This window comes from Trinickia violacea, from assembly GCF_005280735.1.
Lineage (GTDB): Bacteria > Pseudomonadota > Gammaproteobacteria > Burkholderiales > Burkholderiaceae > Trinickia_A > Trinickia_A violacea.
In genome coordinates this window covers 4,426,455-4,440,296 of the sequence record NZ_CP040077.1, presented here as the reverse complement: position 1 = coordinate 4,440,296, position 13,842 = coordinate 4,426,455, and the positions used below count along the sequence as shown (strand labels likewise).

Annotated in this window: 14 protein-coding genes and 1 rRNA gene; 4 read left to right on the top strand and 11 right to left on the bottom strand. The window is 62.5% G+C overall.

From position 1 onward, the window contains the following. Positions 1 to 116: 116 nt before the first annotated feature. Positions 117 to 641: an Lrp/AsnC family transcriptional regulator gene (locus FAZ95_RS20380; protein ID WP_137334084.1), complete on the top strand. Its 525-nt coding sequence runs from the start codon at positions 117 to 119 to the stop codon at positions 639 to 641. A 74-nt stretch (positions 642 to 715) separates the two neighbouring features. Here the strand turns inward: FAZ95_RS20380 and FAZ95_RS20375 are convergent, their stop codons facing one another. From FAZ95_RS20375 to paaA, 8 genes are all read right to left on the bottom strand, one after another. Further along, positions 716 to 1,387: a GNAT family N-acetyltransferase gene (locus FAZ95_RS20375; protein WP_137334083.1), complete on the bottom strand. Its 672-nt coding sequence runs from the start codon at positions 1,385 to 1,387 to the stop codon at positions 716 to 718. Between the two features lie 328 nt (positions 1,388 to 1,715). Continuing rightward, positions 1,716 to 2,321 (bottom strand): TetR/AcrR family transcriptional regulator, encoded by a 606-nt coding sequence (locus tag FAZ95_RS20370; protein WP_137334082.1) that lies wholly within the window; start codon positions 2,319 to 2,321, stop codon positions 1,716 to 1,718. Positions 2,322 to 2,354: 33 nt separating this feature from the next. Next, positions 2,355 to 3,188, bottom strand: coding sequence for a DUF1835 domain-containing protein (locus tag FAZ95_RS20365; RefSeq protein WP_137334081.1), 834 nt, complete (start codon positions 3,186 to 3,188; stop codon positions 2,355 to 2,357). Between the two features lie 115 nt (positions 3,189 to 3,303). After that, positions 3,304 to 4,392 carry a 1,2-phenylacetyl-CoA epoxidase subunit PaaE gene (paaE, locus tag FAZ95_RS20360; RefSeq protein WP_137334080.1) on the bottom strand — a complete coding sequence of 363 codons (1,089 nt, stop codon included), beginning with the start codon at positions 4,390 to 4,392 and terminating at the stop codon, positions 3,304 to 3,306. Between the two features lie 2 nt (positions 4,393 to 4,394). After that, positions 4,395 to 4,937 (bottom strand): 1,2-phenylacetyl-CoA epoxidase subunit PaaD, encoded by a 543-nt coding sequence (gene paaD / locus FAZ95_RS20355; RefSeq protein WP_137334079.1) that lies wholly within the window; start codon positions 4,935 to 4,937, stop codon positions 4,395 to 4,397. Between the two features lie 41 nt (positions 4,938 to 4,978). Beyond that, on the bottom strand, positions 4,979 to 5,782 hold the full coding sequence (gene paaC / locus FAZ95_RS20350; RefSeq protein WP_137334078.1) for a 1,2-phenylacetyl-CoA epoxidase subunit PaaC: 804 nt from the start codon (positions 5,780 to 5,782) through the stop codon (positions 4,979 to 4,981). Positions 5,783 to 5,789: 7 nt separating this feature from the next. Beyond that, a complete protein-coding gene (gene paaB / locus FAZ95_RS20345; RefSeq protein ID WP_010092957.1) occupies positions 5,790 to 6,074 on the bottom strand; it encodes a 1,2-phenylacetyl-CoA epoxidase subunit PaaB in 285 nt (94 codons plus the stop codon). A gap of 23 nt (positions 6,075 to 6,097) precedes the next feature. Next, positions 6,098 to 7,099, bottom strand: coding sequence for a 1,2-phenylacetyl-CoA epoxidase subunit PaaA (gene paaA / locus FAZ95_RS20340; RefSeq protein WP_137334077.1), 1,002 nt, complete (start codon positions 7,097 to 7,099; stop codon positions 6,098 to 6,100). A gap of 291 nt (positions 7,100 to 7,390) precedes the next feature. Here paaA and zwf point away from each other — a divergent pair, with 291 nt between their 5' ends. Next, on the top strand, positions 7,391 to 8,863 hold the full coding sequence (zwf, locus tag FAZ95_RS20335; protein WP_137334076.1) for a glucose-6-phosphate dehydrogenase: 1,473 nt from the start codon (positions 7,391 to 7,393) through the stop codon (positions 8,861 to 8,863). A 67-nt stretch (positions 8,864 to 8,930) separates the two neighbouring features. Here the strand turns inward: zwf and FAZ95_RS20330 are convergent, their stop codons facing one another. Genes FAZ95_RS20330 through FAZ95_RS20320 form a run of 3 tightly spaced genes read right to left on the bottom strand, consistent with a single transcriptional unit; the run spans position 8,931 to position 10,258 of the window. Then, positions 8,931 to 9,401 (bottom strand): lytic transglycosylase domain-containing protein, encoded by a 471-nt coding sequence (locus tag FAZ95_RS20330; protein ID WP_137334075.1) that lies wholly within the window; start codon positions 9,399 to 9,401, stop codon positions 8,931 to 8,933. A gap of 26 nt (positions 9,402 to 9,427) precedes the next feature. Then, positions 9,428 to 9,859, bottom strand: a complete 432-nt coding sequence (locus FAZ95_RS20325; protein WP_137334074.1) for a hypothetical protein — start codon at positions 9,857 to 9,859, stop codon at positions 9,428 to 9,430. A gap of 18 nt (positions 9,860 to 9,877) precedes the next feature. Continuing rightward, on the bottom strand, positions 9,878 to 10,258 hold the full coding sequence (locus FAZ95_RS20320; RefSeq protein ID WP_254699756.1) for a hypothetical protein: 381 nt from the start codon (positions 10,256 to 10,258) through the stop codon (positions 9,878 to 9,880). Between the two features lie 267 nt (positions 10,259 to 10,525). Here FAZ95_RS20320 and FAZ95_RS20315 point away from each other — a divergent pair, with 267 nt between their 5' ends. Both FAZ95_RS20315 and FAZ95_RS20310 read left to right on the top strand, forming a co-directional pair. Then, positions 10,526 to 11,812 (top strand): SGNH/GDSL hydrolase family protein, encoded by a 1,287-nt coding sequence (locus FAZ95_RS20315; RefSeq protein WP_137334073.1) that lies wholly within the window; start codon positions 10,526 to 10,528, stop codon positions 11,810 to 11,812. Between the two features lie 437 nt (positions 11,813 to 12,249). Then, positions 12,250 to 13,779 (top strand): 16S ribosomal RNA (locus FAZ95_RS20310). Positions 13,780 to 13,842: the final 63 nt, after the last annotated feature.

The following is a 13,842-nucleotide window of genomic DNA, read 5'->3' as shown; positions in this document are numbered from 1 at the left end:
CGTATTGAATAAACGCAAGTGTAGAGCGGCGAGGGCGGCGGAAACTTGCGAACTTAATCGACCGTGACTACGATGGCGCAATTTACTGCCTCTATTAAAGAGATTCAGGACGGAAAATGGCTGCCATCGAACTCGACGCCGTCGACAGGCGAATTCTTGCGGTCCTTCAGGAGAATGGACGGTTGTCGAATCAGGACATCGCCGACCGGGTGAACTTGTCGCCGAGCCCTTGCCTGCGGCGCATCCGGAGGCTCGAGGAGAGCGGGGTGATTCGCGGCTACGTCGCGCTGCTCGACGCGCAGAAGCTCGGGCTCGACCTGCTCGCGTACGTGAACGTGCGGCTCGAAAAGCGCGGCAGCCCCGCGGATAGCCTGTCCGGGAAGCGCGGCGAAGCGGCGATGCGCGCGGGTACGACGCACGCGGAACTGTTCAAGGCGTCGGTGCAGACCTGGCCGGAGGTCGTCGCCTGCCATGCGATGGCGGGCGACATGGATTATCTGCTGCGCGTACAAGTCGAGGACATGGCTCACTTTTCGCGCTTCGTGCAGGACCAGTTGCTGCACCATCCGTCGGTGATCGATGTGAAGACGAGTTTTTCGCTGGAGCGCATCAAGGAGACGACGGCGCTGCCGATTCTGTGAGCGGGCCGCCGCAACGAAGCAACGAAAACGGGCGGCCGAAGCCGCCCGCGTCCGAGTGAAACGAGAACCGCCGATTACACGGCGATATCGGACGGCACCATCGATTCGATGAACTGCGTCGTGCGCCGCATCTGGCGCTTGATCGCGTAGTCGAACACCGCGGCTTGCTCCTGCAGCATTTCCGCGATGATGCTGGTTTGGTCGGCGGGCGGCAGCGTCAGGTAGGCATCGGCTTCGCCGTACGCGTATTCGATCTTCATGCCTGATTTCTTCGCGATGTGCATCATCGTCGAGTTGCGCGACAGGCAGTGCATATAGAGCTGGCTGACGTGCGTATTGCGGCTGCGGATCGCGGCGCGCTCGAAGAGCTTCGTGCCGATGCCGGCGCCGCGCGAACTTTCGAGCACCGAGACGCCGAATTCCGCCGTGCGCTTGTCGCCTTCGGCCGGCAAGTAGGCCAGATGGCCGACGCCCACCAGTTCCAATTCGTGGTTGAAGACGCCGAACACGGTATCGCGCGAGAAGTCGATCGTGCGGACGTAGTTTTCGATGACGTGATCCGGCACGATTTGGCCGAATCGCAGCAGACGGTCATCCGAAGCGAGCGCGAGAAAGTGCGTGAGCAGACGTTCACGGTCATTGGACGTCAGTTCCCGGACGAGAGCCGGCCCGCGAACAGCAGCTTGCAACGGACGATCGGAGGTCTCGATCGGCTCGGTGGTGCGGTTACGGTGCAGTTTCTTCATGGGTTCTCCTATGTCGGCGCGAGCTAGCGCTTGAGCTGTCGGCCGGAGTGAGTGCATCGGCACTGACTTCGGCAACATGCAGAGCACTGACTCGGGGTCCATGCAAAGCTCGTCATGCAGCGGCATTGCTGCAACGCAATATGCATTTTAACTAAAACGGAGCTGGCGACCTAGGGAAAACCCGTATCTCGGTTGAGGGTAGCTTCTAAACTTTGTGGAAATGTGATCTAAGCTATTGTTTTATATGAATATGACGAGTGTGTTGTGTAATTGCACAACACGCTGCTCCGTCGATCTGGCGCGACCTGGCAATTGCTGCCGTGCAAGATCAACCCTTGTCGAGCAGCCCATTCTCGAGAACGCTCACGACTTGCTCGGCAAACTCGCTATACCCCAGCCGTCCGCCCGGCTTGAGCCAGGTGAAGGTCCAGTTGATCATGCCGAACACCATCATCGTGAGCGCGGTTTGGTTTTCCTTCGTCGCGCGCTCCGGATAGGCACGGGCAAGCTGGCGGGCAAACGCGGCGACGATGTCGCGCTGGCGATCGAGCACGATCTCGCGCTGCGTCTCGACCAGATATTTGACGTCGTTCAGAAGCGCGACGTGGCGGCTGTGCGAAGTCTCGTATTCTGCTAGAAAGGCGCGCACCAGCTCCGCGAAGGTCTCGCGTTCGGATAGCCCGCGCCGCTGGCTCGAGCCCTCGACCTCGGCGATGATCAGCATCAGCCGTTTCGTGTAGCGGTCGAGCAGGTCGAAGAGGATCGCTTCCTTGCTCTCGTAATAGTGATAGAGGCGCGCCTTCGACGTGCCGCTCGCCGCGGCGAGATCCGCCATCGACGTGCTCGGGTAGCTGGTTTGTGCAAACTTTGCCGCTGCGAGTTCGAGGATTTGCTCGCGCTGGGATTCGTGATCGGGTGCTCGGGTGCGGGCCATGACTTAGGGCGCAGAATCGTTGCTGCGTTGTTGTTATTGGGGGGCGACGGCGCGGCATGCGTCGCCGGCTGCGCGCAGTTCCAGCGTGCGCCAGTTCGACGCGTTCGGCAACTCGCCGCGCAGCTCGATGCGCCCGGCTGCGGCGGCTTCGCGGCAACGCCAGAGCGCGACGGAGTCGCTGACGAGGAAACCCACGTCCGCCACCATCAGTTCGGAGGCGACGCGCGCGGCGACCTGCCATGTGGCGCTCGCGCGGTCGACGAGAATCGCGTCGAGTTCGGCGAAGCTGCCGCTTTTGAACGTGTTGTCCTGCCAGCGGCGGGTTTCCGCATTCGCCTGCTTGACCTCCTGCCACTCGAGCGCGAGACGGCCGATGCGCAGCACGGAGAGCGGCGCGGCGTCGGCGAGCTTCGCGCCCAGAATCTCGGAGCTGAACATGCCGACCGCGGTCGCACGGTCGGAGCGCGCCGTTTTCAGCGCGCCGGCGCCGAGATCGTCGATCGAAAGACGCACTTCGTTGATCCGCTGCGGCACGTTGCGCAGGTGATAGGCGACGCGACGCAGCATCAACTGGTCGCCGGCGCTCTGTGCGTGCCAAATGACGACAGGCGCATCCGTGCTGACGAGCCGTTCGATGCGTGCGGCCTCGGCGTCGAGTTCGCGGGCGAAATCGATGCGCGTATCGTCGTCGAACACGCGTTCCCAGAACGCCCTGCGAACGTCGGGCGTATCGTCGGCGCCGCGCAGCGGGCCGATGGCGAGATCGTCGCGCAGCACGACGACTTCGTCGCTTCGTCCTGCTTGCAGAAGGGCGATGCGCAAGGCTTCGGCGGCCGAGTCGCCATGGATGACGTGGATTGTGCTCATCGAGATAGCGGGTGAGGCCGCTCGCTGGCCGGACCCGTTGGTCCGGCCAGCGAGCGGCCCCTTTAAGCGATCGCGCGACCGTGAAAGCCGGCGGCCGAGGGAGCGCTCGCGACGCTCAGCGCTCGTCGTAGCTCACGACGACCTTGTCGCTGACCGGATGGCACTGGCACGTCAGTACGAAACCATCGGCGATTTCCTGCTCTTCGAGCGTGTAGTTCTTCTCCATCCGCACTTCGCCTTCGATCACCTTCGCGCGGCACGTGCAGCACACGCCGCCCTTGCACGCGTAGGGCAGCGCGAGGCCGGCGCGCAGGCCGACGTCGAGCAGGCTCACGCCTTCATACGGCAGGCGCAGCTTGCGCCGCTTGCCGTCGAGGACGATTTCGAGATCCGCGGCCGGCGTGCTTTCCGTGATTTCGACGACCGGTGCGCCTGCCTGCGGCAGCGGGGTGCCGAAGCGCTCGACATGGATTTTCTCTTGCGCGAGGCCGGCGGCCTTGAGCGCGGCTTCGGCCGCATCCATCATCGGCGCGGGGCCGCAGATGAACGCTTCGTCGATCGCGGCTGCGGGAATGAGTTCTTCGAGGAATGCCGCGCACTTCGGCTGATCGAGCACGCCGTTGAAAAGCTCGACGTCCTGCACATCGTCGGATAGCACGTGGTACAGCACCAAGCGGTTCATGAAGCGGTTCTTCAGGTCTTCGAGCTCTTCGGCGAACATGATCGCGTCGACGCTGCGGTTGCCGTAGATCAGCGTGAACGTGCTGCGCGGCTCGATTTCGAGCGTCGTTTTGATGATCGCGAGCACCGGCGTGATGCCCGAGCCGCCCGAGAACGCGACGTACTGCTTGCCCTGATCGGCGTTCAGGTGCGTGAAGAAGCGGCCGTCGGGCGTCATCACGTCGATCGTGTGACCGGGCTGGAGCGTATCGAACGCGAAGTTCGAGAAGCGCCCGCCGCGCACGCGCTTGATGCCGATGCGCAGCTCGCCGTCGCGATCGTAGTCGGTGACGCCGACGCAGATCGAATACGAGCGGCGCGTCTCCTCGCCGTCGATGTGGGTCTTCAGCGTGACGAACTGGCCTTGCGTGAAGCGGTATTGCTCGCGCAGCTCGACGGGGATTTCGAACGAGACCGACACCGCGTCGGCGGTTTCGGGGCGCACCTCGCGGATGCGCAGCGGATGGAATTGCGGGGTCGCCATATTCAGTAGGGTTTGAAGTAGTCGAAGGGTTCTCGGCAATCGAAGCAGCGGTAGAGCGCCTTGCAGGCGGTCGAGCCGAATTGCGCGAGACGCTCGGTGTGCGCGGAGCCGCAGCGCGGGCAGGCGGGCGCCGCCATCGGGCGCGGCGCGAAGCGGACGACCTTTTCGGCGGCGGCGCTCGAGCCGCTGCCGCATTGGCCCGTTGGCGGTGCGATGCCGTAGGCGCGGAGCTTGTCTTTGGCTTCTTCCGTCATCCAGTCGGTCGTCCACGCCGGGGCGAGCACGGTTTCGATCCGGTACGGCGCCAGCTCGGCGACGTCGAGCGCATGCGCGACGTCCTCGGCGATTTGCGACATCGCCGGGCAGCCGGAGTACGTCGGCGTGATGACGACTTCGAGCACGCCGTCCGTGGCGCGGCCGACGTTGCGCAAGATGCCCAGCTCGCGAATCGAGACGACCGGAATCTCGGGGTCCGGTACCGATTCGAGCACGGACCAGGCACGCTCGAGCACGGCGTCGGAAGCGAGAGGGGCGGTCGATGTCATCGTTGAAACTCCATTTGCCGTGGGCGTCGTCAGCCCGCTGATTACCAAGTCGCGCCCGGATGCTGACGGGCGATGCTCTGCATCGTCGCGAGCAGGTAGCCCATGTGCTCGGAATGCTCGCCGTGCTTGCCGGTCGTGATGTGCTTGACCGGCTCGGGCAGCGCGAGGGTCGCTTCCTCGAGCGCGGCCCGCACGTCTTCGAGCCACACCGCTTCAAAGTCGGCGATGTTCGGGCCGATGCCCGCTGCGGCGACGGTTTCCTCGACCGCATCGGTCGCGAAGAATTCGCGCGTGTAGGGCATCAGGTAGTCGAGCGCTGCTTGCGCGCGGCGATGCGATTCATCGGTGCCGTCGCCGAAACGGATCAGCCATTCGCGCGCGTGATGCAGGTGGTAACGCGTTTCCTTGATCGACTTCGACGCGATCGCGGCCAATTGCGCATCGCTCGACGCTTCGAGCGCCGTCCACACGTGCGCCATCAGCGCGGCGTAGAGGAAGTTGCGTACGATCGTCACCGCGTAGTCGTTCTCGGCGCGCGCGGTGCCGCTGAGCGGCCCGTAGTGCGGCAGCTCGGCGAACGTGTAGTTCGCGAACTCGCGCTCGGCGCGCCAGTACGCGTAGTGGTCTTCGGTCTTGTTCGCGCCGGTGAGCGCCAGGTCGAGCACCGCCGCGTGCGAGTACAGCAGGCGCGCCTGACCGATCAGGTCGAGGCTCATATTGGTGAGCGCGATATCTTCTTCGAGAACCGGGCCATGGCCGCACCATTCGGCGTTGCGCTGTCCGAGGATCAGCGCGTTGTCCGCGAGGCGCAGCACGTACGAGAGATGTTGGGGCGTCGTGTTCATGGCGCGCTTACATGTGGTTGACTTCGTCGGGCAGCGTATAGAACGTCGGATGGCGGTAGATCTTGTCGCCGGCCGGCTCGAACAGCTCAGCCTTCTCGTTCGGATCGGACGCCGTGATCGCCGACGACGGCACCACCCAGATGCTCACGCCTTCCTGGCGGCGCGTGTAGACGTCGCGCGCCATGCGCAGCGCCATCGAGGCGTCGGCGGCATGCAGGCTTCCGCAGTGCTTGTGGTCGAGCCCTTGCTTGCTGCGCACGAACACTTCCCAAATCGGCCATTCCTTGTTCATCGAAACTCTCCTAATCCTCTGATTTAAGCGGCTTCCTGATGCGCACGGCGGCGCTGCTTTTCCGCGTGCGCGAGGGCCGCTTCGCGGACCCAGGCGCCGTTTTCGTGTGCCTTCACGCGCGTGGCAAGGCGCTCTTTGTTGCACGGGCCGTCACCATTCACGACGCGCCAGAATTCTTCCCAGTCGATCGTGCCGTAGTCGTAATGGCCGCGCGCTTCGTTCCATTTGAGATCCGGGTCCAGCAGCGTGACGCCGAGCACCTTCGCCTGCTCGACCGTCGCATCGACGAACTTCTGACGCAGGTCGTCGTTCGTGATGCGCTTGATGCCCCATTTCGCCGATTGGTTGCTATGGACCGAATCCTTGTCGCTCGGCCCGAACATCATCAGCACCGGCCACCACCAGCGGTCCACCGCCTGCTGCACCAATTCGCGCTGCGCGTCGGTGCCGCTCATCATCGCGAGCAGGGCGTCGAAGCCTTGGCGCTGGTGGAACGATTCCTCCTTGCAGACGCGGATCATCGCGCGCGCATAGGGGCCGTACGTGCAGCGGCACAGCGGGATCTGGTTCATGATCGCGGCGCCGTCGACGAGCCAGCCGATCACGCCGACGTCTGCCCAGGTCGGCGTCGGATAGTTGAAGATGCTCGAATACTTGGCCTTGCCCGAGTGCAACGCGTCGACCAGTTGATCGCGCGAGACGCCGAGTGTTTCGGCCGCGCTATACAAATAGAGACCGTGGCCCGCTTCGTCCTGCACCTTCGCGAGCAGGATCGCCTTGCGCTTCAGGCTCGGTGCGCGGGTGATCCAGTTGCCTTCCGGCAGCATGCCGACGATCTCCGAATGCGCGTGCTGCGAGATCTGGCGCACGAGCGTCTTGCGGTAGGCGTCGGGCATCCAGTCCTGCGGTTCGATTTTTCCGTCGGCTTCCATCACGGCGTCGAAGCGGGCTTGCAGTTCGGGCGAATCGGCGGCGGCGTCGAGCGGGGCGACGTTGCCGGGGATGTCGAGGGATTGCGTATACATGGGGAACGCTCTCGTCCGAAGTTGTCGTTGCTGGAGTATAAATCAACCGACCGGTCGGTTAATAAATTATTTTGAGTTTTTTGCGGTCAGACCGGCGGTGTGTCCGGCAAGCGAACGCCTGCATTCGGCGGATTGACATAGGAACGGAGCACAGTAACGAGTTCGGACCGCGCGAACGCGCAAAAAAGGGCCGGGCTGGCCTCACCGGCTCGTGCAAAAAGTCCGGCAAACATGCACCATAGGTGCCTTGAGAAAATCGCTCGTCCAACTTCTTTGAACCGCACGTCCATCATGACTCAGGCTCCTTCCTCCGCTCCCCCCCTTCCCCTCGACATGATCATCTTCGGCGGAGGCGGGGATTTGTCCGCGCGCAAGCTGTTGCCGGCGCTCTATATGGCGCACCTGCACGGCAATCTGCCGCCGGAGACGCGGATCATCGCCGTCGGCCGCAAGGACTGGACGCACGAGCAATACCTTGCCTTCATGGACGAGCACTCGCGTCCGTTCGTCGACAAAGAGGCGCTCGATCCGCAAGCGTGGGACAAATTCCTCGCACTGTTCGCGTACGTGCGAATCGACATCGGTGCCGCCGGCGACTACTCGCGCCTTTGCGCGACGGCTCGCCGCGGCGCTCAGCGCGTGTTCTATCTCGCGACCTCGCCCGAACTCTTCACGACGATCTGCGACAACCTCTCGGCCTGCGGCCTGTGCGATGACAAGGCGCGCGTCGTGCTCGAAAAGCCGCTCGGCCATGATTTCGAGTCGGCGCAGGCGATCAACGCGGCGGTCGGGCGCCATTTCAGCGAATCGCAGATCTATCGGATCGACCACTACCTCGGCAAGGAAACCGTGCAGAACCTGATGGTGCTGCGCTTCGGCAACGCGATTTTCGGTCCGCTCTGGCAGGCGCCGTATATCAAGAGCGTGCAGATCACGGTGGCCGAGACGGTCGGCGTCGGTAGTCGCGCAGGTTTCTACGACCAGACGGGCGCGTTGCGCGACATGGTCCAGAACCACTTGCTGCAGCTCTTGTGCATCGTCGCGATGGAGCCGCCCGTGTCGCTCGACCCGGATGCCGTGCGCGACGAAAAGCTGAAAGTGCTTCGCTCGCTGCGACGCATGTCCGTGGCCGACATCGCGCGCGATACCGTGCGTGCGCAATACATGGCGGGCGCGGTCGACGGCGAGCCGGTGAAGGGCTATCTCGAAGAAGACAACGTGCCGGCCGGCAGCGGCACGGAAACGTTCGTCGCGCTGCGGGCGCAGATCAACAATTGGCGCTGGGCCAACGTGCCGTTTTTCCTGCGCACCGGTAAGCGTCTGCCGAAGCGGCACTCCGAGATCGTCATCGAGTTCGCGGATATGCCGTTTTCGATTTTCCCGACCGGTCCTCGCAACTATGGCAACCGTCTCGTGATCCAGCTGCAGCCGGAGGAGTCGATCCAGTTGCAGATGCTCGCCAAGGAGCCGGGCAGCGGCATGCACATGCTGCCGGTCAACCTGAATCTCGATCTCCAGCAGGCCATGACCGGACGTCGCGCGGAAGCCTACGAGCGCTTGCTGATCGACGTGATCCGCGGGCGCCTGACGCACTTCATGCGTCGCGACGAGGTCGAAGCGGCGTGGGCGTGGGTCGAGCCGATTATCGACGGCTGGAAGGAACTGGCTGACCGGCCGCGCAACTACACGGCGGGCACCTATGGGCCGGCGGCATCGTCGGCGTTGATGGCGCGCGAAAACATGTCGTGGGCCGAAGAGGTGTAAGGCGCGACGCGCCTTAACGCCGAGGAGGGGCCAGGCTTCCCGTCAGGAAGGCTGGCCCCTTCGCATTTCAGGGTGCTGCGCCCCACGACACGAGCACCTTGTAGATGCCGCGCGCGTATTGATCGCGCGGCTGCGGACTCTCGGAGTGATAGGCGCCGATCGCCTTCCAGGTGTTGCCGTAGCGAATCATCTTCTGCTTGAGAATCCACGCGGCCACGTAGACGTTCACGCACGCATCCTTTAGCGCGTTTGGCGGAACGCCGTAGCGGCGCAGCTCGCCGAAATGGACCGAGTTGATTTGCGCCTGACCGACATCGATGCTGCCGTCCGAATTGCGATGTACGGCGTCCGGATTGCCCTTGGACTCGAACCAGGCGATCGCGCGCAGGATCACCGGGTTCACGCCTTGATAGGCGCCGGCGCGGGCGAAGCAATCGTCGTCGGCATAGCTCAGCGCCGGCAGCGCGAAGCCGAACAGGGCAAGTAGCGCAGCGATGCCGGCGCGGCGCACGCGCGGCGATGCGAATAGCGAATTCATGGCGGACCTCGGCTCTGTGCGGTGCGTTAGTGCCACATGGCGACGGACACGGCGCCCGCCGCAACGTGCCGGTCACGCGAAGGCGACTGCAGGAGCGCGTCGAGCTGCGTTTCCACGTTCGCCAGATAGGCGTGCGATTCGTCGCTGACCACCATGCGAACCTGCATCTCCGGTGCTTTTTTCACCGGGGCGCGGCGTCCTTTCTTCGAATGGCGATTTTCCGCAGGCGCAGCTGCGGGCGCGTCCTCGTCGCTGTCACCTGCGGGCGGCGGCAACGATGCAAAGGATGGAATCGGGGGGAACACTTGGTTCGGCGCGGCCGTCGCCGTGGTCGGCTTGATCGCGAACGGTTTCGACGCGTCGCTCTGGCTCGTCGCGGCTTGGGCATCGTCGGCGGGCGGCGCGGCGCACGCTGTACCGCACGCTAGTGCGGCGATGGAGATGATGATTCGGAACATGGCGAAGGCTCCCCCGGGTTACTCGGTCGGCTTGACCTGGACGCTGTACGGCTGACAACTGCCGACGGCGACGTTTTCGAGTCGAATGGCGGCGGTCCGCTGCGGCGAGATTCCGCGCTTCACGGACTGATTCAGATACGCGAAGTCCTGCGGAAGCGCGGCGACGACGATGGTCGTCGGCTGCGGCTGCTTCGACGCCACGGTGCCCACCTTGGCAAGCACCTCGGTGAGTTGGGGATCGCGGGCGCCTAGCGCGTCGGCCGGGATCACGAAATCGACGATCTTCTTGGGTCCTGTGGCCGCCGCGCTAACGTTTGCGCTGGCGTCCGGATGCTGCGACTGGAATTGAGCGCACCCGGATAGGGCCGCCACGATGACGAGGCCGATAAGCAGTTTCACGTGTCTCTCCCACGATTAGAGGTGTCTTATCGGCAGGCGCGGCGAATGATTTACCCCTCGACGCAAACGATTGCCGTGGGATAAGGGAGACAGGTCGTTATTTGTGAAGCACTTGTTTTTAAGCGTTTCCATAACAAGGCTTCGAACGCGCAATCGTGTGATGAAAACACGGCCGTTTGACACCTGAATGGCAGTTCTCCGGCGAGTGACGTAAACGCGGGCCCATCAGGCACAATCGGCGTTTCGCCCGAAACCGACGCCATCCGAATGACCTTTCGCTTCCGTAAATTCATCGCCCTGGGCGCCACGCTGTTCGGCGCCGCATTGTTCTCGCAATTGCCCGCGATCCCCTGCGCGGTCGCGGCCGACGCGCCTTCCCACTGGGTGACGTCCTGGGCCACCGCGCTCCAGCCGATTCCGAACCGAGCCGACTTGCCGCCGCTTTATCGCGCGCCGGAAGTGGCGGCGCGCACGGTGCGGCAAATTGTTTTCCCGACCTTGTCCGGGCGCGGAGTGCGCGTTCACATCAGCAACGCGTACGGCAGGGAGCCGTTGGTGCTGGAAGATGTGCAGATTGCGCAGTCCGCCGGCGGGGCCGCGCTGAGGGCCGGCAGCTCGATGCAGGTGACGTTTGGCGGACGCAAATCCGTAGCGGTGCCGCCTGGAGGGGAGTTGGATAGCGACCCGGTTGCGATGGAAGTCAGCGCGGGTGCGCCTTATGTGATCAGTTCCTATATGGGGCAGCAACAGACTCTGACGGTATGGCACCGCGTTTCGAACCAGGTCAACTACGTGTCGACGGCTGGCAACCACGCTGCTGATGCCGGCGCGGACGCCTATCGGACGAAATTCACCCAGTACGCGTGGGTGACGGCGTTGACAGTCGATGCGCCCTCATCGGCTGCCATCGCTGCGATCGGCGACTCGATTACCGATGGCATGCGCTCGAGCCTGAATCGAAATCAGCGCTGGCCGGACGCGTTTTCCCGCCGCCTAGCCGAGTCGGGGAAGGGCTCGACCTCGATCCTGAATCTGGGAATTAGCGGCAATCGGCTGCTGAGCGACTCCCCGTGCTACGGCGATGCGCTCGTGCGCCGCTTCGACCGCGACGTGCTCGCCCACCCAGGCGTGAAGGCGGTCGTGCTGCTGATCGGGATCAACGACATCAACTTCCCGGCGATGCCGCCGCGCGCCGGCCTCGACTGCGATTTCCCGCACACGCCGGTGACAGCGCAGAGTTTGATCGCCGGCTATCAGCAGGTGATTGCGGCGGCGCATCGGCATGGGCTGCGGATCTTCGGCGCCACACTGACACCCGCGTCGCTGCCCCGCGATCGCGAGGAGATTCGCTTGGCGGTCAACCGGTGGATTCGGACGAGCGGCGCGTTCGATGGCGTGGTGGATTTCGACGGCGCGGTGCGCGATCCGGCCCGGCCGGATCGCCTCTTGCCGCGCTACGACAGCGGCGACCACATCCACCCGAGCGATGTGGGCTACGCGGCAATGGCGGAGGCAGTCCCGCTTGCGGCGGTCACGGAAGCGGCGCACCGCTGAGCGGGCGAAAAAAGTTGCGTCACACCCTTGTCACGGAGCGATGGTTGGCCTACTATTCGGGTCCTCGCTTTTTTGAAGCGAGCGCCGCTGCAGAAACCAGCGGCCGCAACGTCAGCGAGATTTAAGCGAATGCAAAAAATCAGTTGACGAAGCGAAAAAGGTTCTTCATAATCTCGTTTCTCTGCTGCTGATGCAGCGACGCAAGACGGTAGCGAAGTTCGGTGCTGTTGCGCGATGCGATCTTTAACAATTTACAGCCGATAAGTGTGGGCGCTTGATGGCGATGCGAGGCGGATCTTTCGGGGTCTGCTCCAAGCAAAAGTATCAAGTCTCACACAGTATTAGAGGAAGGTTTATCCGTCGAAAGATGGATTAATCATCGTCAGTACGTTGAGTGAGCGACCGGTTCTACGGAACCGAAAACAGTAACAGGCATTGAACTGAAGAGTTTGATCCTGGCTCAGATTGAACGCTGGCGGCATGCCTTACACATGCAAGTCGAACGGCAGCACGGGGGCAACCCTGGTGGCGAGTGGCGAACGGGTGAGTAATACATCGGAACGTGTCCAGTAGTGGGGGATAGCCCGGCGAAAGCCGGATTAATACCGCATACGATTTTAGGATGAAAGCGGGGGACCGAAAGGCCTCGCGCTATTGGGGCGGCCGATGGCAGATTAGCTAGTTGGTGGGGTAAAGGCCTACCAAGGCGACGATCTGTAGCTGGTCTGAGAGGACGACCAGCCACACTGGGACTGAGACACGGCCCAGACTCCTACGGGAGGCAGCAGTGGGGAATTTTGGACAATGGGGCAACCCTGATCCAGCAATGCCGCGTGTGTGAAGAAGGCCTTCGGGTTGTAAAGCACTTTTGTCCGGAAAGAAATCCTTGGCCCTAATATGGCTAGGGGATGACGGTACCGGAAGAATAAGCACCGGCTAACTACGTGCCAGCAGCCGCGGTAATACGTAGGGTGCGAGCGTTAATCGGAATTACTGGGCGTAAAGCGTGCGCAGGCGGTTCGCTAAGACCGATGTGAAATCCCCGGGCTTAACCTGGGAACTGCATTGGTGACTGGCGGGCTAGAGTATGGCAGAGGGGGGTAGAATTCCACGTGTAGCAGTGAAATGCGTAGAGATGTGGAGGAATACCGATGGCGAAGGCAGCCCCCTGGGCCAATACTGACGCTCATGCACGAAAGCGTGGGGAGCAAACAGGATTAGATACCCTGGTAGTCCACGCCCTAAACGATGTCAACTAGTTGTTGGGGATTCATTTCCTTAGTAACGTAGCTAACGCGTGAAGTTGACCGCCTGGGGAGTACGGTCGCAAGATTAAAACTCAAAGGAATTGACGGGGACCCGCACAAGCGGTGGATGATGTGGATTAATTCGATGCAACGCGAAAAACCTTACCTACCCTTGACATGGACGGAACCCTGCTGAAAGGTGGGGGTGCTCGAAAGAGAACCGTCGCACAGGTGCTGCATGGCTGTCGTCAGCTCGTGTCGTGAGATGTTGGGTTAAGTCCCGCAACGAGCGCAACCCTTGTCCTTAGTTGCTACGCAAGAGCACTCTAAGGAGACTGCCGGTGACAAACCGGAGGAAGGTGGGGATGACGTCAAGTCCTCATGGCCCTTATGGGTAGGGCTTCACACGTCATACAATGGTCGGAACAGAGGGTCGCCAAGCCGCGAGGTGGAGCCAATCCCAGAAAACCGATCGTAGTCCGGATTGCACTCTGCAACTCGAGTGCATGAAGCTGGAATCGCTAGTAATCGCGGATCAGCATGCCGCGGTGAATACGTTCCCGGGTCTTGTACACACCGCCCGTCACACCATGGGAGTGGGTTTTACCAGAAGTGGCTAGTCTAACCGCAAGGAGGACGGTCACCACGGTAGGATTCATGACTGGGGTGAAGTCGTAACAAGGTAGCCGTATCGGAAGGTGCGGCTGGATCACCTCCTTTCTCGAGCTTAACGCGTCAAAGTTAAGCGCTCACGCTTATCGGCTGTAGATAAAGACAGGCTTA